This is a genomic window from Dellaglioa sp. CoH-55-MRSF-6 (assembly GCF_056782215.1).
On sequence record NZ_JBXAYJ010000003.1, the window covers coordinates 276,672 to 296,806 of the forward strand.

Below are 20,135 nucleotides of genomic sequence, written 5' to 3' on the forward strand. Positions count from 1 at the left end.
TGTTTATTATTTGGTATAGACCTATTGCTTTTTTTAAAATGATATTGTATTATTGGACTATACCAATTAGAGGAATAAATAATTGAAAAGAGGACAATCAAATGAAATTAATTATTGTTAAAGACCAAAACGAGGGTGGCCAAAAAGGCTACGAAATTTTTAAAGCTGCTAAAGAAGCAAATGCTAAAGTCTTTGGACTTGCTACAGGAAGCACACCATTAACAACCTATGCCGCAATTACAGCCAGTGACTTAGATTTTACGGATTCAACATCAGTTAACTTAGATGAATATGTTGGTTTAGGTGAAAAAGATTCACAAAGTTACCGTTACTTTATGAATGAAAATTTATTTAGTAAAAAACCATTTAAGACATCTTACTTACCTAATGGTCTTGAAAGTGATTCAGAAAAAGAAACAAAACGTTATGACAAAATTATTGAAGATAATCCAATTGATTTACAAATTTTGGGTATTGGTAAAAATGGTCATATTGGATTCAATGAACCTGGAACAGCTGAAGATAGCTTGACACATAAAGTTCATTTAACGGAGTCAACGATCAAATCAAATGCACGTTTCTTTGATAACGAAAATGATGTTCCTGAATATGCTTATTCAATGGGTATTGGATCAATCATGAAGTCGCACAAGATTTTACTTGAAGCTTTTGGTGAAAGTAAGGCAGAAGCTATTAAGGGAATGATTGAAGGCCCTATAACAGAAGACCTACCTGCAAGTTTCTTACAAAATCATGATGATGTAGTTGTCATTGTTGATGAAGCAGCTGCAAGTTTATTAAAAAATAAATAAAATTATCATCCATATGTAGAACTAATTCATTTAAAGCGTTAAAATAAATGGATTGGTTCTATTTGTGTTTTGTGCTTGCTTGACGGCTGATAGTAAGTCTAGTAACATGATGACAATTGTAAGAAAATACGTTTTTAGGAAGTTGAAAAAATGGTCGATTATAAAATTAGAGTAAAAAATGTCACAAAAGAATATGACTTATTTAAAACAAAATCTGAACATATCAAATCATTCTTTTCTTTTAAAAGTACGACGGTACCTCATTTTTGGTCTCTTAAAGGAATCTCGATGGATGTTATGAGTGGAGAAACACTTGGTTTAATTGGCGTTAACGGCTCAGGTAAATCAACGTTATCCAATATTATTTCGGGGATTATTCCACAAACAACCGGTATTGTAGATGTTCGCGGAGAAACTTCTATTATTGCTATCGGCGCTGGATTGAGAGGCCAACTAACCGGATTAGAAAATATTCGATTAAAAGGTTTAATGCAGGGTCTAACTAACCAACAAATTGATGATATTTTAGATGAAATTATTAATTTTGCTGATTTAGGTGATTTTGTTTATCAACCCGTTAAAAGCTATTCTAGTGGGATGAAATCTCGTTTAGGCTTTGCTATTGCCGTGCATATTGATCCTGATATTTTGATTATTGATGAGGCATTGTCAGTTGGCGATGATACTTTTTATCAAAAATGTGTTGATAAAATTAACGAATTTAAAGAACAAGGAAAAACAATTATTTTTGTTAGTCATTCATTAAAACAAATTGAAATGCTATGCGATCGTGTCGCATGGATCCAATATGGTGATTTAAAACAAGTTGGTCCTACTAAAGAAGTTGTCACTAAATATAAAGCTTATATTGATTGGTTTAAAAAATTATCAAAAAAAGAAAAAACAGCGTACCAAAAGAAACAAAAAGAGGCTCAAAAAGCGTTTAGTATCGATGACTATCTTATTAACCAAGTAGACAAAGAAAGTGCTGATGAAGCAAATTTAGGCGTTTCAAAGCAAGTTATTACCGAAAAGGTAAAAAAGGATTTCTATGGCTCTGTTTTAAATGAAAAAATGTCTAAACCAAGTAAGGTGCTAACAGCTGTGATTTTAGTCGCTGTGGTATTCTTTAGTTTAGTAAATATATCAGGGCATTCAATAAGTCATATTATTGAGAACCCAACAAGTATTGTTCATCCAGATAATACGAAATAATAGGAAAGTGTTGGCGTAGATCATTCGACAGCACTTTTTTAATACAAACTATTGACAACGCTTACATTTGATGTTATCTTAAGTTTGTAAGGTATATGAATTACCTTTATCAATTCTCTTTCTCTCTTATGCTAGCCACTATTGCGATGTAGTGGCTTTTTTTGTGCTTGTTGTACTTATTGTCAAATGTGTTTATACTTAATTAAGAGAATAGATGTAGAAAGTTGGGTTCAATATGAAAAGTCATGAAGTTTTATCATTAATTGAAGAAATTACTAGAAAAGATGGTTCTAAATATTTTGAATTATCGAACATGGTACAAAATGGGAGAGCAGAACTTGCAGTTCAAAGAGATTTATTGAAAGAAGTCCGTATTCTACAGTTAAATATTCCCAGATCATCACACGTTATTAATTATGAAAAATATATTAATCAAAATTTTGAAATGCCACTAGAAGCATTTACTGAATATCAAGAGTGGCATAAAACAGAAGAAGCTCAAAATGATTTGAATGCGATATTAAAAGACAATCATATTGAGTAAATATTACCAAAAATATCTTTACAAAATAGGTTAACCTATGGTATAAAATAGTATAGACAGAAATGAATTATAAAGATTGCTCAGTAGTTCAGCGGTAGAACGCTTGACTGTTAATCAAGATGTCGTAGGTTCGATCCCTACCTGAGCAGTATTCATAGAGGATGATCGACTTACTGCCGGTTATCTTTTTTTATTTATGAACTTAATTTTTTGAGTCCATTATAAGAAATTAATGATTAACTTGAATTATTTCTGAATACAGTTTAAAATTAAGAGATTGTAAGAAAGGGGGATTGCGAAATGTCATCAAACAACCATACAGGTGTCGGTAACGATCGTCGTCCAGTTAATACTCCAAACAAAAAGAACCGTCGTCGTAAACAACAAGAACTTGCTACTTTCTTAAAAGAAAGCAAAGCTAACGACGCAGCAGTTGCAGCAAAAAAAGCATAATTTAGTTAAATAAATGATGGCCACCGTTGATTAGAACGGTGGTTTTTTTGCATACTTTAGAATGAGTATTTTTTATTTAAATATATTTTTAGTGCCTTTTAGCTTACAATAAAAGAATCAATAAACTGACTAATGGAGTGATTTAAATTGGCTAAGAATTTTTATGCAGTATATAAAGGACGTAAAACGGGTATTTTCACAAAATGGCCTGATGTGGCAAAGTTGGTTAATGGATACGATGGGGCACGATACAAAGGATTTGAAACGCGAGATGAAGCCCAAAATTGGATGGATGATGGGGCACCTAGACCAACAGCGACAGGTAGTAAAAAAAGTGCGACAGCAGTTCATCAATCCGTAACTTTAACTTCAGATTCAATTCAAGTCTGGACTGATGGTGGTTCGAGAAATCATGGTAATAAATTAGGCGGTCACGTCCTAGCAGAAGATACTGCGGCATGGGCTTTTTATATTAAAACACCGGGTGAGACCTTTTCTGGTACAGATGGTGAAAAAGGTAAAACTAATAATCATATGGAAATTATGGCATTTCTTCAAGCTATGAAAAAATTAATTGATTTAGGATTACGAGAAGAACACGTCGTATTTATATTAGATTCGAAGTATGTCTTGAATGCAATTCAAAAAAATTGGTTAGTAGGTTGGCAACGTCGAAATTGGAAAAAAGCGGATGGTCAAACAGTACTTAATGTCGAACTTTGGCAACAAGTTGCTGAATTAATACCAGCTTTCACTAATGTTGATTTTGAATGGACAAAGGGTCATGCAGATAATGAAGGTAATAATAAAGTTGATGAATTATTAAATGAAACAATGGATAAAATGTAAGATAGGTGAAGTGGATTTCTACTAATGTAGAGAGCCACTTTTTTTATTTAAATGAATTCAAATTAAGATGAATAAAAAAGATTAGGCAGTAAATTAAAACGTTTACTGAAAGCGGTTGCTAAAATTCTAACGTGGTGTTATTATATTCATGAAGATAGATATAGGGGGATGATTGACAATGGAAGCTGAAGAATTAGAACCAGGGCAATCCGAAGCGCTACAGGAATTTATTTCCAATCTAGATATTTTGAACGCTTTGGCAGATGAAAAAAGACAACGATTAATTATTTTGCTAGGTTCTAAGTCACGGCAAGAGTTAACGGTTTCTGAGCTGGTTGACCGCATGGCGTTATCACAACCGGCAGTTTCACATCATTTGAAAGTTTTAAAAAATGTGGGACTTATTGATTATAAACAAACAGGATTAAAACGTTTTTACTTTTTAACACCTGAAAAAACATTAAACCGTTTGGAACATTTAATTAAAATGATTCGTGAAGGCGAAAAATCGAAGGAGGAATAGATTATGACTCAAAAAGCATATATGATTGGTACAGGTGTTGGTAACTTAGCAGCAGGTATCTATTTAATTCGTGATGGTGGCTGGCATGGTGACCAAATTACGATGTTTGGTTTAGAAAAACATGGTGCTAATGATGGCGCTGCAGTTAAAGATTATGTGACTGAATATGGTAACCAAGGTTTGAGTAATCAAAAAGGATTCCTAGCTAAAGGTGGTCGTATGTTGAATGAAGAAACATATGAAAACTTATGGGATGTTCTTCGAGAAGTGCCATCATTGGATAATCCTGGAAAGACAGTTACAGATGAAATTTTAGATTTTGATCATGCACATCCAACGCATGATATTGCACGCTTAATTGATAAAATGGATGGTATTAGAAATAAAGGCGGTAAGAATGATTATCGTCATATGCAATTTAATACACGAGATCGCGTTTTACTAACAAAATTAATGACGATGCCTGAATCAAAGGAATCAGAGATTAATGATATCAGTATTGAAAAATGGTTTGAAAATAGTCCACACATGTTTACAACTAATTTCTGGTATATGTGGCAAACAACTTTTGCCTTCAAAAAGGAAAGTTCAGCAATGGAATTACGTCGTTATATGAACCGAATGATTCTTGAATTCAGTCGTATTAACACATTGGAAGGTGTTACAAGAACACCATATAACCAATATGAAAGTATTATTTTACCAATGCGTAAATATCTTACAGACCGTGGTGTAACCTTTGTGGATAACCGTAAGATAACTGAATTTAAATTTAAAGATACAGCTTTACGTGACGATATTGTTGTCACTGGTCTTGAATATGAAGAAGTCGATAATGATAATAAAGTCGGCGAAATCATTATTAATGATGGCGATTTAGTATTTGATACGAATGGTTCAATTACAGATAGTTCATCAATGGGCGATATTGATACACCGATTGTGGAAAATATGGACTATGCACCTAGTGCTAAATTATGGAAACAAGCTACTGAACATTTCTATAACTTAGGTAAACCAGATAAATTCTTTAATGATCGTCAACAAAGTGAATGGATGAGTTTTACAGTCACAACTGATAATCATTTAGCAGTAAATGAAATTGCACGGATTACACAACAAGAACCTGGTAATGCATTGAATACCTGGGTTGATAGTAATAATTTATTATCAATCGTGGTTCATCATCAACCTCATTTCCATGCTCAAAAAGAAAATGAGACTGTATTCTGGGGTTACTGTTTATATCCTCGTCGCAAGGGTGATTTTGTTCAAAAACCATTTATCGAGATGACTGGTCGCGAAATGTTAGAAGAATTATTAGGCCATTTGGCTCAAACAGATACAGCTACGAATAATATTAGCCAACGTACAGATGAAATTATGGATAGTGTTGTTAATGTTATACCTGTTTATATGCCATATGCGAGTGCCTTATTTAACCGTCGCGCAATTGGTGATCGTCCTGACGTTGTACCTGAACATTCAAAGAATTTGGCCTTTATTAGTCAATTTGCAGAAATGCCATTTGATATGGTCTTTACAGAACAGTATTCGTTCCGTTGTGCACAAATTGCTGTGTATAAGTTCTTAGGAATTTCAGATACGCAATTAACACCATTACATCATTATGAAAAAATGCCAAAAGTTTTGGCAAAAGCAACGAAAACAATGTTTAGATAAGTTGAAATAACGATTTATAAGAATTTTTATAAATCGTTATTTTTTTGATGTATAATTAAGATTCATTCTAATTCGGAGAAGGTGTCTTAATGATCAAAATAAATACAGTAGCTGATCAGATACAATTATCAGGTATTCGTCGATTTGATGAATGGGTCTCCAAAATAGACGGTATCGATAAGTTAACGTTAGGTGAACCTAATTTCATCACACCTCAACATATTATGGACGCTACAAAAACAGCGCTTGATAACGGACAAACACATTATGAAGCCTCAGCTGGTAATCCAGAATTACGACAGGCAACTGCTGATTATTATAATGAAAAGTTTGAATTGGCTTATGACGCAAAGAATGTTTTAGTGACCGTTGGGGCAACTGAGGCAATTGCTACAGCATTAAAGACGGTAACAACACCAGGAGATTACATTTTAGTACCAGTTCCTTGTTATCCAGCTTACTTGCCATTAATGCAGTTACAAGGCGTTAAACCTATTTTTATGGATACACGTACGACGAACTTTAGGGTAACGGCAGAGCTTATTGAAAAGACATTGCAGGAAAATAAGAATAAAGCTATCGTTGGATTTATATTTAATTATCCAACTAACCCTACCGGTGTTTCTTATGGTAAAATTGAGTTATCTTCTATTAAAGATGTTTTGAAAAAACATGACATTTGGGTGATGAGCGATGAAATTTACTGCGAGTTAACCTATGAACAACCGCATATTTCCATGGCTAATTTGTATCCTGAAGGGACAATTTTAATAATGGGATTGTCTAAATCACATGCAATGACCGGTTGGCGGATTGGGTTTGTATTAGCTGAAGAACGATTAATTAATGCTATGAAAAAGGTCCACCAATATCACGTAACGACCGCGGCAACTTTATCACAAGTAGCTGCACTTGAAGCTGTTAAAAATGGGAAGCAAGATAGTGTACCAATGAGAGATGCTTATCATATTCGTCGTGATAGATTGGTAACAGCCTTAGAAAAATTAGGTTATAATTTAATTAAACCAGATGGCGCCTTTTATTTATTCGTTGAAATACCTAAAAAACTAAAATTAACGTCAGTTGAATTTTGTCAGCAACTTGCTCTGAAAGAAAAGGTAGCTGTTGTTCCAGGTAGTGCATTCACAGAATTTGGTGAGGGCTACTTTAGAATAAGTTTTGCTGCAAGTGATGAACAGTTAGCAAAACTCATCATCGCCTTGGAAAATAGTAAGCATTAAATTCAATTTATTAATCTAATTATGGTACGTTTGTATGAGTAAAAGGAGTGATTAAAATGGATGGAAATGTTGACTGGACAATTGCTGAGCTTAAAAAAATTGAAACAGAAGAAAACCAATTATTGATTGAAGCTACAATTGCGCTATTAAAAGATCAGTCAGTTGAAATTGAGAGCTTGCATGGCTCAATGGAAGGGCAGCTTTGGAGCCCAAGTAACTGGCGTAAGTAAAATCATCAATAATGGCAACAAAACAAGTGAGGAGTGACGATATGAATAATAGATTAGAAAAGTTGGACTTTGACATAACACCGGTAACTTTTAAACGCGTTTTAGTTGCCATAGATGAGGATGATTCTGAATCATCAATTTTAGCTTTTAATTATGCGGTAGCGTTAGCTAAGTTACAACAAATTCCTTTAGGGATTGTTTCAATATTAGAGACAGGTGATATGAATATTTTTGATTCTATGTCACCAGTTGTTATCAAAGAAAATAAAAAATTACTTGAAGAAAGTATCGAACGCTATGTAGATAAGGCGCATGATTTTGGCGTTAAAAATGTACAAGCAATTGTTTCTGCTGGTAGACCAGGTTCTGAAATTGTTGAGAAGGTTATTCCAGATTTTAAACCGGATATTCTAATTTGCGGTTCAAAAACGAATACGCCAAGTAATTCAAAGAAATTATTTATTGGCTCTCAAGCTAGTTATATGGCTCAAAATGCACAATGTTCCGTTAGTGTCATCAGATAATATTTTAAAAATATGAATGTTAAAAGAGCGAAAAACTCATTTTACAGTTTTTTGCTCTTTTTTAATAAAAAAATAACATAATTGTTCGTATATATGATAAGATTAACCATAGTAAATTAAAATATAGTGAGGATGGTTAAATTGAAATATTATAAAGCGTACCGAATTAGTCTTGGGTGGCAAATTTTAATTGGATTAATTTTAGGAATTATTATTGGTGCTATTGGGTATCAAAATAAACTCATTATTAACTCACTTCAACCGCTGGGAACCATCTTTATTAATATGATCAAAATGATTGTCTTACCGATTGTTGTTTCATGTCTAGTGGTCGGAATCGCCAATATGGGAGATATCCACAAATTAGGTAGAATCGGTGGAAAAACATTAATTTACTTTGAAATTATGACAACAATTGCGATTGCATTAGGATTAATTGTTGGTAACTTAACTAAACCCGGACAATTTATAGATATTACAGCTTTAAATAAAGTCGATATTAGTCAATATGTTACAACTGAAAACTCAACCTCTACTGGGTTGAGTACGATTTTAATGCATATTGTGCCAACTAATATTTTTGAGGCACTTGTTAAAGGTGATATGCTGCCTATTATCTTCTTTTCCGTTTTATTTGGACTCGGGACAGCAACGCTAGGTGAGAAGGGAAAACCGATTATTGATTTCTTCTCAGCTGTATCTGAAGTTATGTTCAAAGTGACAAACTGGGTAATGAAATTGGCACCTATCGGTGTTTTTGCATTAATTGGTGTCACAATAGCACAATTAGGCGTTTCTGCTTTAAAACCATTAGGGTTCTTTATTATTGTGACCTATATAACGATGATATTTTTTGTTATTGTAGTAATGGGTCTTGTTGCTAAATTATTTAAAATTAATTTAATCGTCTTGTTAAAGGTAATCAAGGATGAAATGATTCTTGCTTTTTCAACGGCTAGTTCTGAAGCAGCACTGCCTAAAATTATGGAAAAAATGGAAAATTTTGGTGTTAAAAAGGGAATTGTTTCTTTTGTTGTTCCAACAGGATATACATTTAATCTAGATGGATCAGCAATTTATCAGTCAATAGCTGCTCTGTTTTTGGCACAGGCATACCATATTAATTTATCAATTGGACAACAAGTTACATTATTGATTGTGTTAATGATTACGTCTAAAGGGATGGCTGGAGTACCTGGTGCATCATTTGTCGTCCTATTAGCGACAATCTCAACTATTGGTGTTCCTGCTTCGGGGTTGGCTTTTATCGCTGGAGTTGATAGAATCATAGATATGGGTCGTACAACCGTCAATGTTGTTGGTAATTCATTAGCAGCTGTTATTATCGCACAATCAGAAAATGAATTTGATCGTGAAAAGAATCAAAAGTATTTAGAAAAATTGAACATTAAGTAACCTTAAAAAGGGGGCTTTCGGAAAAAAATGACGAAAGAAATTAAATTAAAATGGTTGTTAATAGGTTCAGTGATTAGTAGCGCAGGTTCAAGTTTCGTCTGGCCGTTAACAACAATTTACATGCATAACTATTTAGGTAAAAGTTTAACATTTTCTGGAATTGTACTATTAATAAACTCAGTTGCGACTATTATTGGTAATTATGCTGGTGGTTATTTATTTGATAAATGGCGGCCTTATTATGCGACATTGGTAGGAATCGTAATTGCATGGTTGGCCGTATTAGGCTTAGTTTTCATGCATGGCTGGCCAGCATACCCAATTTTGCTAGTTATTTTGGGTCTTGGTAACGGGATTGTGGCAACAATTTTAAATTCATTTGCGGCCACAATTAGAAGAAAAGATAGTCGATATGTTTTTAATCTCTTTTATTTAGCTTTAAATTTAGGGATTGTTATTGGGACATTATTAGTTGGATACGTGATTGAAGTTAGTGTCACAATGGTCTTTGTATCAGCATTAATTTTATATTCAATATTTTTGATTACTGCTATTTTAGCGTATAGAGTTGATCCAATACGAAAAAAAGTGAAACCAACAAAATCAGAACAATCAGCTGGTGTTAATCCCAAAGTTTGGATTATCGGCGCAATGTGGTTAACATTCCTGGTTATTTGGTTGAGTTACGAGCAATGGCAAAGTAATTTATCAATTTATATGGATAAGTTAGATATTCCATTGAGTCAATATAGTTTATTATGGACGATTAATGCAGGACTCATTGTTTTTGGACAACCACTAGTGACGCTTGTAACGAGAACAATTGCTAAGTCATTATTTAGACAAATTATTATGGGTGTTGGCTTATTTGCGTTATCATTTACAACACTTATTTTTGCGAAAGACTTTTCTCATTTTGTCTTTTCAATGGTCTTGTTGACGTTAGGTGAAATGGTCGCATTCCCAGCCATTCCGGCATGGATTAATGAACTGGCCGAGCCAGGTCAAGAAGGTAAGGCACAAGGAACGATTAATATTGCCGCATCTATTGGTAAAGCGTTAGGACCATTAGTTGGTGGAATCGTAATTGAACGATTGTCATACAACGGTTTGTTCGTTGGTTCGACATTATTAATCTTACTTGCCTTGGCAGTTGTTGTTATTGCAACTAAGAAAGCGAATATAAAATCGTAAAAAAATACCACAACTTTTATAAGGTTGTGGTATTTTTTATTCTAAATCATTAAAATAGGCTAATAAATCAGTCGTAGATAGGTTGGCACGTTTTTCACCTGATAAATCAGATTGAATCTGACCATCATTTAAGACAATTGTTCGATTACCATATGATAATGCGTCCTCTAAGTGATGCGTAATCATTAGACAAGATAATTGTTCTTGTTCAACAATTTCGGCGGTTAATTTTAATAATTCTTGGCTTGTTTTGGGGTCGAGGGCGGCCGTATGTTCATCTAGTAGCAGTAAGTCAGGTTGAATCAAAGTTGCCATTAAAAAACTTAATGTTTGACGTTGACCACCAGACAAGTTTCCAGCAGGTGTATTTAAATGTTCTGATAAACCATTTGGCATCTTTGCGGTTAATTCACGAAATTGCGTCATTTTTTGTTTTAAATGACGAGGTTTAAACCGACGGCGACTGCCTCGATTTAAGGCTAATAATAGATTTTCAGCGACTGTCATTCTAGGTGCTGTGCCCATTTTAGGATCTTGAAAAACACGACTAATATAATTTGTCCGTTTAATATCATTTTCATTCGTAATATTTTTATTGCGTAACATAATTTTGCCACTCGTTGGTTTAATATTACCAGCAATTGTATTGAAAAGGGTCGATTTACCAGCGCCATTAGTACCAATTACAGTTATAAAATCGCCTTTATTGATGGTGAGGTTTAAATTTTTTAAGATTTGTTGCTCCTCAGAAGTACCGGTATTAACGGTAGTGACGATATTGGAAAGTGAAAAAATGGGTTCAGTCATTTTGAATGGCCTCCTTCAAACAAAGTATTTAGTCTTAGCGCTTTTCGGAGAGTTGGTAACATTAAACAGAATGCTAAAATAATAGCAGAAATTAATTTTAAATCGTTTGCGTTAAAGCCTAATGTTAATACAATTAAAATAACAAATCGGTAGAAAATACTACCAATGACAACGGCAACCAAACGTGCTGTTAATGATAAGTTACCAAAAACAACTTCACCGATAATAATTGCAGCAAGCCCAATGACAATCGTTCCGATACCCATACTGATATCAGCATAGCCATTATTTTGCGCGATTAGCCCACCGGCAAGTCCGATGAAGCCATTTGAAACCATTAGTCCTAAAATCTTCATACGATCGGTTTGGATACCAAGTGAGCGGGCCATTTTTTCATTATCACCGGTTGCGATGAACGCTTGGCCTAATTCGGTATTTAAAAAGAAAGCGAGTAAGCCAATACTAATGATAACCAGAATGAGCCCTAATACAACGGAATCAAAAGATGCAGGAAGATTAGTTAGAAAGTGAGCAGAAAAAATTGTATTTTGTCCAAGTAAACTGATATTTGCTTTTGTTAAAATTCGTAGGTTAATTGAATATAAACTTGTCATGACAAGGATTCCAGCTAATAAAATCGGAATTTTACCTTTTGTATAAAGTAACCCGGTGGCTAGACCAGCTAGTGTCCCTGCTAGAAATGCAAAGAATGTGGCCAGAAGCGGGTTAACTCCGTGGATTAGACAAATCACAGTTACGCTGGCGCCCATTGGAAAAGTACCTTCGACAGTCATATCAGGAAAGTCTAAAATTCTAAATGAAAGATAAAGACCAAGACCTAAAACCCCCCATAGGAGTCCTTGTCCGATAGCAGATACAATAATTGTCATTTGATTAACTCTCCTTTATTTTTGGCTTGATCAATTAATGCTTGTGGAATTGTAATATTTAAGGCCTTTGCTGTTTTCAAATTAATAACAAGATCACCTTTTTTTACAAAATTAATTGGTGTTGTTGCAGGGACACTTTTTCCAGAAAGAACGGCAGCAGCCATTTTACCAGTGGCTACACCTAAATCATATTGGTTAATACTAATAGTTGCCAAGCCGCCATTTTTGACCATTGTATCTACTGCAGGGAAAATTGGAATTTTAGCTTGTGTCGCATTTTTAACGAGAGTCTGCATACTTGATGCTACTGTGTTATCCGTGGGGACATAAACGGCATCAACAGATGCTACGAGCGATTGTGACACTTGGTCAACATCATTTGTAGAGGTAATTGTTGCCGATTTAACTTCTAAGCCTGATTTGATTGCTGCAGATTTAAATTGTTGATACTGTTTTGTAGCTGAATCGTCACTTGATGTGTAAAGGACACCCACGGTTTTCATATTAGGTATTAGTTCCTTCATTAAAGCTAACTGTGCTTTAATAGGTGCTTGATCAGAAACACCGGTGATATTATTACCTGGTTTCTGATTGTTGCTAACTAAACCAGAACCTTTTGGATCAGTAACGGCACCTAAAATAATTGGTGTTTTTTTAGTTACATTAGCTAAAGATTGTGCAGAGGGTGTTGCGATACCAATCATGAGATTAACATTTTCATTATTAAACTTGTCACTCATTGATTTTAAATTACTTTGATCAGCTTCAGCATTTTGGAAATCAATATTCACAGACTTACCAGGTACGTAACCTTCTTTTTCTAATCCAGCAATAATTCCTTTATGAATCGCATCCAGTGCAGGATGTGTTGTTAATTGAAGAATACCAATTGTTGGTACTCCTTTAGCGTTTGAAAATGTTGTTGGTTGAAGTGTTGAGAAAAAAGCAATCACTAAGAATAAAAATAACGCAATAATGGTTCCAATTAATCGTTTCATTTTATAAGTACCCCTTTAATTTTTAATAAAAAAAGACAGTCCTCAGATTCGAGGGCCGTCTTGAAAGACAAAACCCCCGCATGAATATACTGATATCCATACAGGGGTTTTGATTTATAGAAACCAAACCGATATACAGATACAATCTGAATAGACAGATTATATCTGTAAAAAACAGACTACAATCTGAATAACCGGCTTTGCCAACGATTATTAAGTTTTACTTGTGAATAAGTCATAGGCTTGATTTCCTCTCTGAGTTAGTTGATAAATGTAGTATAGATAAATCTGATATTATTGTCAAATATTATTTAAAAGATTTTAAAAGTTATAAAGAGTATAATTTAGAAAACAACAAAATTGATTCGACATTCATAGTGCGGTATGATATTTTTATTGGGAATAGCGCACTATGAATTCATAATATGAGGTGAAAAACTATGAAAAAATCGTTAAAGATTGGTATTAGTATCGGAAGTATTTTAGTTTTGGGAATTCTTGGTGGAGCAAGTTTCAATCAAAGTATGCATTTTAATAAAGGCATCACAATTAATGATACAGATGTCAGTGGATTAAGTGTTGATAAAGTTATTAGTAAGTTAAAAAATGAAACGTCAAAAAATGTTATTTATGTAGGTAAAACAAAAATAGTCGATGCAAAAGATACAACAACTGGTTTTACTGATGAAGATAAGCCAGCGATTAAAGCATTGTTGAAGAAGCAACGTACCATTCTTCCTTCAAATGTTAAGAAAAATTATGCGATTGTTCCACAAAAGTTGAATACAACAGTTAAGGATCAATTAAAAGCACAATTAAAAACCCAACTAACAAAGTTAAATAAAACAAGAACAGTGGCTGTTGATGCAAGTCCCATTTTAAAAAATGGAAAAGTATCAGTAACACCTGGGAAAAAAGGGAATCAATATAATGTTAAGCAAATTTTAGCTGCCTATGATAAGGCTGGCTATAGTAGCATTACGAAGTTGAAGGATACTGAACTCCAACCTTTATCTGCTGACAGTAAAACAGTTAAAGCTGATACTGAAAAATTGGATACACTAGCTGCTAGACAGACTGTTTATACCGTTCAATCAACGAAGTATACGTTGAAGGGTGCAGATATTCTTAAGCAAGCAACTGTTGAAGATGGTAAATATGTTGTTGATACGAGTGGTATTTCTGCAAAAGTAGATGAAATTAATAAGAAACAAGCAACATTGAATAAAAAGTATAATTTTAAAACGGCTACAGGAAGTACTGTTCCAGTTAGTGGACAATCATATGGTTGGGCCCTTGGAATGAATGACTCAGTGACACATGTTTTGACAGCGTTAGAAGATGGTACTGCAGCTATTGACGCAACCAATGATAAATATGGTGTTGGCTATAATACTTATGGAACTGGTTACACAACGACTGCAAATGATGGACTTGGAGATACGTATGCTGAAGTGTCAATTGCGCAGCAGAAAGTTTGGATCCATAAAAATGGCAAGGTTGTTTTAACAACTGATGTTGCAACTGGTAAACATAGTACTGGTGAAGATACAACTAAGGGTGTTTGGTATATTATGTACAAACAAACGCCATCAATACTTAAAGGTAGTGAAGTTGGTAAAGCTAATTATTCTGTCAAAGTTAGTTACTGGGCTCAATTCACAAATAGTGGAATTGGTTTCCATGACGCTAGTTGGAGAACAAATTGGTCTAAAACAGCTTATCTTAAAGATGGTTCTGGTGGTTGTGTTAATACAAAACCAGCCGCAATGGCAACTTTATTTGCGAACGTTTCACAAAACGAACCTGTTGTTGTTTATTAATTTAAGGCTTAATCAGTTCTTAAACTGGTTAAGCTTTTTTTAATGATTTATTATTAATAACTTCATAGATAAGTCATAAAGCCAAGGTAGTATGAACCTATACCAGAAAGGAAGTTTAACAAAATGAAAATAGATAAAAACAAAGATAATAAATTAATAAGTGATAATATCGTTTCTGCACAAGTCATTGCGTTGAACAATCATATTATTACTGTAAAAACTGAAAATTCAGAAATTATAAAAATTAAACAACCAAATAGTACAAAAAATGACAAGATATTTCTAGAGACAATGAAAGATATTTTACGGTCGGGATTGTGGATTCCTGTGAATCGAGTCATGCAAATTATAATGCGTTATGACTGGTTTGATACGCCATTTGAAGAATATAGTTATGTATAGAAATCATGTATAATAACGTTAGAGGTGGCAGGGATGACGATTAAATTAATTGCAGTAGATTTAGATGGTACATTTTTAAGGGATGATAAATCATACGATAAAGAAAGATTTTCGCATCAATTTGAAAGGATGCAACAACAGGGAATACATTTTGTGGTAGCAAGTGGGAATCCAACCTTAGCCATTGAACAATATTTTAAAGAAATTAAAGATAAAATTGGTTACGTTGCTGAAAATGGAGCAGTCATTCAAGATGCAAAAGAGTTATTGAAAGAATACATTTTTGAAAATAGTCTCTATCAAGAAACGATTCAGTATTTGAAGGAAACATTCACTGAAATAGGACTATTAGCGGTTAATAATCAAGGAGGTTTCTATGATAAACGGGAATCTGATACATTTATTCAAGATGTAAATGATTATTATCCGAAAGTAACCGGAGTCGATAATTTGGTATCACTTAATCAAGGAATTTCTATGCTGACGGGTCATTTTCCCGTGTCGTTATATGAAAGAATATCATTACAATTAAATACTGAAATGAATAATAAACTTCAAGCAAAAGCGTCTGGATTTGGTTATATTGATATTAATTTAGTGAACGCGACAAAGAAAAACGGCATAAATTTACTACAAAATCGTTGGCAAATCTTGGATGAAGAAGTTGCGACATTTGGGGATAATGATAATGATCAAGAAATGTTGGCGTTCACGCCGAATAGTTTTTCTATGGCTAGCGGATCAAAGTTAGCTAAAAAAACAGCAAAACACATCATTGGGTTGAATCAAAATGATAGTGTTTTGGATAGCATTGATGATATTTTAAATCATAAATTGTAAAGAAACGTTCTTTTCCAAGGGGCGTTTCTTTTTAGTTCTTTGTATCCGTTTACTTATGCAGTATAATAGAGTTATTAAAGCATAATCGGAGGAATGTAATTTTGACAGTCAAGATAATTGCAGTGGATTTAGATGGTACATTTTTAAGAGATAATAAAACGTTTGATGAAGTTAGATTTAGTCACCAATTAGTTGAACTAAAAAATAAAGGGATTCATTTCGTGGTAGCAAGTGGAAATCAAGTTATGAAAATTAAAGATATTTTTAAACGTATCTCTGGTGAAATAGGTTACGTTTCAGATAACGGTGCGGTTATTTATGATGGCAACACCCATATCAGATCATTTAATATTGATCCAGCCGTATTTGAAAAAACAGTTTTATATATCCAAAAGGTATCGCCAAATTATGGAATCTTAGCATCAACAGATGAGAGTGGGTATATTGATGCAAGTGAGTCTGATAACTTTGTAGAAATGGCTAATACGTACTATCCAGACATTATTAAGGTCCCTAATTTAAGTAAGGTTGAAAAAACTATTTCTAAAGTTACGATTAATGGCCCCATTGACGAATATAAAACATTTGCGGTTAAATTAAAAGAAAATGTTGATGAATCATTAGTTGCAAAAGTTTCTGGTTTTGGATTTATTGATATCAATGTTAAAGAGGCAACAAAACAAAATGGGTTAAATGCTTTGCAAGAATTATGGGATGTAAAAGATGATGAAGTAGTAACCGTTGGAGATAATGATAATGATGCTGAGATGTTGGCATACACACCATTAAGTTTTGCAATGGAAAAGTCTTCAAATATGGCAGCTAAAATGGCAAATCATCGTATCGGTTCAAATCAAGATGATAGCGTCTTAGATTTAATTGATGACGTTTTAGCAGGTAAATATTAAAATATAATTTAGATAATGACGTAAAAATAAGTGATGATTATCACTTATTTTTTTACAAAAAAAACCACTTTCTTGTGAAAGTGGCAGATAATTAAATTTATTTAGAAACAACGCTAAAACGTTCTTGATGATGTGAATTAGATTCAATTTCATCAACCAATGCGATAGAGAAGTCGGCATAGCTAATTTCACTATTACCTTGTGAATTCATTGTTAAAACGTCACCGGCAATTTGATAGTGGCCTGTTTTTTCGCCACTAGGATTGAAAAATGCAGCTGGTGAAATATAGACCCAATCTACATTTGAAACGGTACGGAGTGTGACTAAAGCATCACGCATATTTTTGGCTGTTGCTTTAGCACCTTCAGGGAAGTCAGGTGTATCACCAAGTAACAGTGTTTTTTCAGAATCAACGAAAAGACTACTTGCGCCACCAACAATAACGAGCTTAACCTTAGTATCAGCTAAGATATCCGTTAAATGTTTTAATGATGTTTGATGAAGATTTTCTTGACCAAATGGAGCGTTAAAAGCATCTACAATAACATCAAATAATTCTAAATCAGCAGTTGTTAACTTGAAAAGATCTTTTTCTATAAAAGGAACATCTTCTGTTAATTTGCTTTTATTTCTAATAATAGCAGTAACATCTAAATGACGAGAAACTGCCTCTTTTAATGTAGATTGTCCTTGTTTACCAGTTGCACCAATAATTCCAATTTTCATTTTATAACTCCCTTTCTAAGTAACTGTCTTCACAATAGTTGAATGACATTTTTTTGTCAAAGAATAAGTCGTCAGGTTACATCTTTATTTTAACTGATAAATATGGTATGTTTATAGTTGTTATGGGGATGTTCAGGATTCGACAGGTATAGGTTGAGCTTGGATTGCGTTTCGAAGTTTGCGTCTTCGTTAAAACGCTCAGTTAAATTATAACTGCAAAAAATAATAGTAATACTTACGCTTTAGCTGCTTAATAGCGCTCTAACGTAGATCCTCCTAGTATCGTCCATGTGCTAGATCTGGGTCCTAAATTAAGTGGACTTACGTTAACTTCTTCCACCTGGAGAAGTTAAAAGAGACTAATCAGGTTAGTCAGACGTGTTAGCCCTGTTATACGGCGCTACGGTTGGCGAATTTTAAATAGTATAACTATGAACGTAGATGTTTGAGTGGCAATATGCTTGGACGCGGGTTCGACTCCCGCCATCTCCATTTTACAGTTTGAATAAGGTTGAAAAGCCTTATAAAATATCACTTTTGCATTTTAAAAGTTTGAATAAGATTGAATGAGTTTGAATGCAAATTAAGGTGTTTTTAAGGTGATTTTTGACAATCCTATTCAACATAACAGATGAAAAGATGACTTGATTCGACGAGTTATCTTTTTTATTTTGCCATAAAATTAGAGGTCTATTATGAAAAAATAAATTAATTTGTTAGAAATTACGGACACAAAAAATGACCATTTACAAAGGATTATTTTTGTAAGTAGTCGTTTTTTACGAACTTTATATTAAAATAAAGGTATAAACCAAGAAAGAATATAGTTAGTAACCATATCTAATATTGGAGATAGAGGTTAACTCTTTTAATTTTTTAGATTGATTGTCAGATAAAGGTTGTTCATCATTCCTGATGGCTTTAGAAAGATCTAAGTTCATGCGACTTAAAATGAATGGAACAGAAGAACGTTTTTGTTTTAGTTCTTCGAGATAAGCTTGTAACGTAATTTTAAGTGTATTATTACCATTATTTGTACTTAAATCAGTTAATAAATCGGTAATAATTTGTTCGGCCTGTTTTCCACGATCATCTCCGCCGGAAAACCATTTTAATTTATTCATAGACTAGAACTCCTTAATTTATTTGTATTAACTAATAATATATTAAAATATATAAATTAAAGAGAAATAGTTAACATAATAAATGATAAATATGGTCCCAGTTGATCATTAAAATATAAATTAACCTACCAGTTTATGCCTGCCATATTTGTTGGAAGTATATTTTATCTTTAAAAAGTGGAATTATTTTTAGTTGATTTAATGACTAATCTTTGTAATACTAAATTTATAAAAATTTAGGGGGTTCGTATGTCAAAAGGTAGAGTTGAAGCGTTCACAGATGCTGTAGTTGCTATTATTATGACAATCATGGTTTTAGAGTTAAAAGCACCAGAGGGAGACACATTTTCAGATTTAATACCGCTTCAAAGTACTTTTTTAGCTTACGTATTAAGTTTCTTTTTAATTGGTGTCACCTGGAATAATCATCATCACATGTTTCAATTGGCGGATAAAATCAATGGGCGGGTGTTGATTGTTAATACTGGATTTATGTTTGTAATGTCATTCATGCCATTTGCAACAAGCTGGGTTGGTGAACATTATAATAAATTTGCGCCTGCCTTTTTATATGGCCTTGTCTTTCTATTATTTAATATTATGTATGTAGTATTAACTAATGAATTACTTCGAGCAAATGGGCCTGAATCAAATTTAGCAAAAGCAATTAAAAATGACAATAAAACATGGGTGTCGTTATCTTTTTCACTTATTGGATTGATGTCAGTATTTATTAAACCAGAGTTGGTGTTAATTTTTTGTCTGATTGTACCATCAATTTGGTTTATACCTAATCGATTAATTGAAAATTTCTATAAAGACAAATGAAAAAAAGTTCCAACAAGAAATTTCTTGTGTAATAATCCCTTTATGGTTGTCAGATGAAATAATATAATTTCATCCGATAATCATGGAGGGATTTTTGTATGTCC

The 20,135-nt window shown here is 33.3% G+C and carries 22 protein-coding genes, 1 tRNA gene and 1 other RNA gene; 19 read left to right on the forward strand and 5 right to left on the reverse strand.

Going from position 1 to position 20,135, the window contains the following annotated elements:
• Window positions 1–101: 101 nt before the first annotated feature.
• From AC1RPK_RS05050 to AC1RPK_RS05110, 13 genes are all read left to right on the forward strand, one after another.
• A complete protein-coding gene (locus AC1RPK_RS05050) occupies window positions 102–812 on the forward strand; it encodes a glucosamine-6-phosphate deaminase (RefSeq protein ID WP_481761426.1) in 711 nt (236 codons plus the stop codon).
• A gap of 150 nt (window positions 813–962) precedes the next feature.
• Window positions 963–2,027, forward strand: coding sequence for an ABC transporter ATP-binding protein (locus AC1RPK_RS05055; protein WP_481761425.1), 1,065 nt, complete (start codon window positions 963–965; stop codon window positions 2,025–2,027).
• Between the two features lie 235 nt (window positions 2,028–2,262).
• Complete coding sequence (locus AC1RPK_RS05060) at window positions 2,263–2,571, forward strand: hypothetical protein (protein ID WP_409022247.1); 309 nt, start codon at window positions 2,263–2,265, stop codon at window positions 2,569–2,571.
• Between the two features lie 77 nt (window positions 2,572–2,648).
• Window positions 2,649–2,720, forward strand: a tRNA-Asn gene (locus tag AC1RPK_RS05065).
• Window positions 2,721–2,871: 151 nt separating this feature from the next.
• Window positions 2,872–3,024, forward strand: coding sequence for a hypothetical protein (locus tag AC1RPK_RS05070; RefSeq protein WP_409022248.1), 153 nt, complete (start codon window positions 2,872–2,874; stop codon window positions 3,022–3,024).
• A 147-nt stretch (window positions 3,025–3,171) separates the two neighbouring features.
• On the forward strand, window positions 3,172–3,873 hold the full coding sequence (locus AC1RPK_RS05075) for a ribonuclease H family protein (protein WP_481761424.1): 702 nt from the start codon (window positions 3,172–3,174) through the stop codon (window positions 3,871–3,873).
• A 178-nt stretch (window positions 3,874–4,051) separates the two neighbouring features.
• On the forward strand, window positions 4,052–4,396 hold the full coding sequence (locus AC1RPK_RS05080; protein WP_409022250.1) for an ArsR/SmtB family transcription factor: 345 nt from the start codon (window positions 4,052–4,054) through the stop codon (window positions 4,394–4,396).
• Between the two features lie 3 nt (window positions 4,397–4,399).
• Window positions 4,400–6,079, forward strand: coding sequence for an oleate hydratase (locus AC1RPK_RS05085; RefSeq protein ID WP_481761423.1), 1,680 nt, complete (start codon window positions 4,400–4,402; stop codon window positions 6,077–6,079).
• Window positions 6,080–6,168: 89 nt separating this feature from the next.
• Window positions 6,169–7,320 (forward strand): aminotransferase class I/II-fold pyridoxal phosphate-dependent enzyme, encoded by a 1,152-nt coding sequence (locus AC1RPK_RS05090; RefSeq protein WP_481761422.1) that lies wholly within the window; start codon window positions 6,169–6,171, stop codon window positions 7,318–7,320.
• A gap of 56 nt (window positions 7,321–7,376) precedes the next feature.
• Complete coding sequence (locus tag AC1RPK_RS05095) at window positions 7,377–7,550, forward strand: hypothetical protein (RefSeq protein WP_409022253.1); 174 nt, start codon at window positions 7,377–7,379, stop codon at window positions 7,548–7,550.
• A gap of 41 nt (window positions 7,551–7,591) precedes the next feature.
• Window positions 7,592–8,074, forward strand: a complete 483-nt coding sequence (locus AC1RPK_RS05100; protein WP_481761421.1) for a universal stress protein — start codon at window positions 7,592–7,594, stop codon at window positions 8,072–8,074.
• 141 nt (window positions 8,075–8,215) lie between these two features.
• Window positions 8,216–9,490 carry a cation:dicarboxylate symporter family transporter gene (locus tag AC1RPK_RS05105; RefSeq protein ID WP_481761420.1) on the forward strand — a complete coding sequence of 425 codons (1,275 nt, stop codon included), beginning with the start codon at window positions 8,216–8,218 and terminating at the stop codon, window positions 9,488–9,490.
• 27 nt (window positions 9,491–9,517) lie between these two features.
• Complete coding sequence (locus AC1RPK_RS05110) at window positions 9,518–10,684, forward strand: MDR family MFS transporter (protein WP_481761419.1); 1,167 nt, start codon at window positions 9,518–9,520, stop codon at window positions 10,682–10,684.
• A 36-nt stretch (window positions 10,685–10,720) separates the two neighbouring features.
• On the opposite strand, the gene AC1RPK_RS05115 is transcribed toward AC1RPK_RS05110, so the two are convergent.
• The 3 genes from AC1RPK_RS05115 to trpX are packed head-to-tail and all read right to left on the reverse strand — an operon-like array spanning window position 10,721 to window position 13,379.
• A complete protein-coding gene (locus AC1RPK_RS05115) occupies window positions 10,721–11,491 on the reverse strand; it encodes an ABC transporter ATP-binding protein (RefSeq protein WP_481761418.1) in 771 nt (256 codons plus the stop codon).
• Window positions 11,488–12,381 carry an ABC transporter permease gene (locus AC1RPK_RS05120; protein WP_481761417.1) on the reverse strand — a complete coding sequence of 298 codons (894 nt, stop codon included), beginning with the start codon at window positions 12,379–12,381 and terminating at the stop codon, window positions 11,488–11,490. The genes AC1RPK_RS05115 and AC1RPK_RS05120 overlap by 4 nt, the downstream gene beginning before the upstream one ends.
• On the reverse strand, window positions 12,378–13,379 hold the full coding sequence (trpX, locus tag AC1RPK_RS05125) for a tryptophan ABC transporter substrate-binding protein (protein ID WP_481761416.1): 1,002 nt from the start codon (window positions 13,377–13,379) through the stop codon (window positions 12,378–12,380). The genes AC1RPK_RS05120 and trpX overlap by 4 nt, the downstream gene beginning before the upstream one ends.
• Window positions 13,380–13,819: 440 nt before the next feature.
• Between trpX and AC1RPK_RS05130 the strand changes: the two genes are divergently transcribed.
• The 4 genes from AC1RPK_RS05130 (at window position 13,820) to AC1RPK_RS05145 (ending at window position 17,352) form a co-directional block, all read left to right on the forward strand.
• A complete protein-coding gene (locus AC1RPK_RS05130; RefSeq protein WP_481761415.1) occupies window positions 13,820–15,202 on the forward strand; it encodes a L,D-transpeptidase family protein in 1,383 nt (460 codons plus the stop codon).
• Between the two features lie 123 nt (window positions 15,203–15,325).
• Window positions 15,326–15,604 carry a hypothetical protein gene (locus AC1RPK_RS05135; protein ID WP_409022261.1) on the forward strand — a complete coding sequence of 93 codons (279 nt, stop codon included), beginning with the start codon at window positions 15,326–15,328 and terminating at the stop codon, window positions 15,602–15,604.
• Between the two features lie 33 nt (window positions 15,605–15,637).
• Window positions 15,638–16,444, forward strand: coding sequence for a Cof-type HAD-IIB family hydrolase (locus tag AC1RPK_RS05140; protein ID WP_481761414.1), 807 nt, complete (start codon window positions 15,638–15,640; stop codon window positions 16,442–16,444).
• Between the two features lie 101 nt (window positions 16,445–16,545).
• Window positions 16,546–17,352 carry a Cof-type HAD-IIB family hydrolase gene (locus tag AC1RPK_RS05145; protein ID WP_409022263.1) on the forward strand — a complete coding sequence of 269 codons (807 nt, stop codon included), beginning with the start codon at window positions 16,546–16,548 and terminating at the stop codon, window positions 17,350–17,352.
• Window positions 17,353–17,449: 97 nt separating this feature from the next.
• Here the strand turns inward: AC1RPK_RS05145 and AC1RPK_RS05150 are convergent, their stop codons facing one another.
• Window positions 17,450–18,079, reverse strand: coding sequence for an NAD(P)-dependent oxidoreductase (locus AC1RPK_RS05150; protein WP_481761413.1), 630 nt, complete (start codon window positions 18,077–18,079; stop codon window positions 17,450–17,452).
• A gap of 124 nt (window positions 18,080–18,203) precedes the next feature.
• On the opposite strand from AC1RPK_RS05150, the gene ssrA reads away from it, so the two are divergent.
• Window positions 18,204–18,574: a transfer-messenger RNA gene (gene ssrA / locus AC1RPK_RS05155) on the forward strand.
• Between the two features lie 332 nt (window positions 18,575–18,906).
• On the opposite strand, the gene AC1RPK_RS05160 is transcribed toward ssrA, so the two are convergent.
• Complete coding sequence (locus AC1RPK_RS05160) at window positions 18,907–19,203, reverse strand: bacteriocin immunity protein (RefSeq protein WP_481761412.1); 297 nt, start codon at window positions 19,201–19,203, stop codon at window positions 18,907–18,909.
• Between the two features lie 249 nt (window positions 19,204–19,452).
• On the opposite strand from AC1RPK_RS05160, the gene AC1RPK_RS05165 reads away from it, so the two are divergent.
• On the forward strand, window positions 19,453–20,031 hold the full coding sequence (locus tag AC1RPK_RS05165) for a TMEM175 family protein (protein ID WP_409022266.1): 579 nt from the start codon (window positions 19,453–19,455) through the stop codon (window positions 20,029–20,031).
• Window positions 20,032–20,135: the final 104 nt, after the last annotated feature.

Bases quoted from the DNA above. Each gene is read 5' to 3' on its own strand.
- AC1RPK_RS05050 (WP_481761426.1), top strand. From the start codon at position 102: ATGAAATTAATTATTGTTAAAGACCAAAACGAGGGTGGCCAAAAAGGC.
- AC1RPK_RS05135 (WP_409022261.1), top strand. From the start codon at position 15,326: ATGAAAATAGATAAAAACAAAGATAATAAATTAATAAGTGATAATATC.
- AC1RPK_RS05055 (WP_481761425.1), top strand. From the start codon at position 963: ATGGTCGATTATAAAATTAGAGTAAAAAATGTCACAAAAGAATATGAC.
- AC1RPK_RS05160 (WP_481761412.1), bottom strand. From the start codon at position 19,203: ATGAATAAATTAAAATGGTTTTCCGGCGGAGATGATCGTGGAAAACAG.
- AC1RPK_RS05110 (WP_481761419.1), top strand. From the start codon at position 9,518: ATGACGAAAGAAATTAAATTAAAATGGTTGTTAATAGGTTCAGTGATT.
- trpX (WP_481761416.1), bottom strand. From the start codon at position 13,379: ATGAAACGATTAATTGGAACCATTATTGCGTTATTTTTATTCTTAGTG.
- AC1RPK_RS05140 (WP_481761414.1), top strand. From the start codon at position 15,638: ATGACGATTAAATTAATTGCAGTAGATTTAGATGGTACATTTTTAAGG.
- AC1RPK_RS05120 (WP_481761417.1), bottom strand. From the start codon at position 12,381: ATGACAATTATTGTATCTGCTATCGGACAAGGACTCCTATGGGGGGTT.
- AC1RPK_RS05085 (WP_481761423.1), top strand. From the start codon at position 4,400: ATGACTCAAAAAGCATATATGATTGGTACAGGTGTTGGTAACTTAGCA.
- AC1RPK_RS05130 (WP_481761415.1), top strand. From the start codon at position 13,820: ATGAAAAAATCGTTAAAGATTGGTATTAGTATCGGAAGTATTTTAGTT.
- AC1RPK_RS05150 (WP_481761413.1), bottom strand. From the start codon at position 18,079: ATGAAAATTGGAATTATTGGTGCAACTGGTAAACAAGGACAATCTACA.
- AC1RPK_RS05060 (WP_409022247.1), top strand. From the start codon at position 2,263: ATGAAAAGTCATGAAGTTTTATCATTAATTGAAGAAATTACTAGAAAA.
- AC1RPK_RS05115 (WP_481761418.1), bottom strand. From the start codon at position 11,491: ATGACTGAACCCATTTTTTCACTTTCCAATATCGTCACTACCGTTAAT.
- AC1RPK_RS05070 (WP_409022248.1), top strand. From the start codon at position 2,872: ATGTCATCAAACAACCATACAGGTGTCGGTAACGATCGTCGTCCAGTT.
- AC1RPK_RS05100 (WP_481761421.1), top strand. From the start codon at position 7,592: ATGAATAATAGATTAGAAAAGTTGGACTTTGACATAACACCGGTAACT.
- AC1RPK_RS05165 (WP_409022266.1), top strand. From the start codon at position 19,453: ATGTCAAAAGGTAGAGTTGAAGCGTTCACAGATGCTGTAGTTGCTATT.
- AC1RPK_RS05080 (WP_409022250.1), top strand. From the start codon at position 4,052: ATGGAAGCTGAAGAATTAGAACCAGGGCAATCCGAAGCGCTACAGGAA.
- AC1RPK_RS05090 (WP_481761422.1), top strand. From the start codon at position 6,169: ATGATCAAAATAAATACAGTAGCTGATCAGATACAATTATCAGGTATT.
- AC1RPK_RS05095 (WP_409022253.1), top strand. From the start codon at position 7,377: ATGGATGGAAATGTTGACTGGACAATTGCTGAGCTTAAAAAAATTGAA.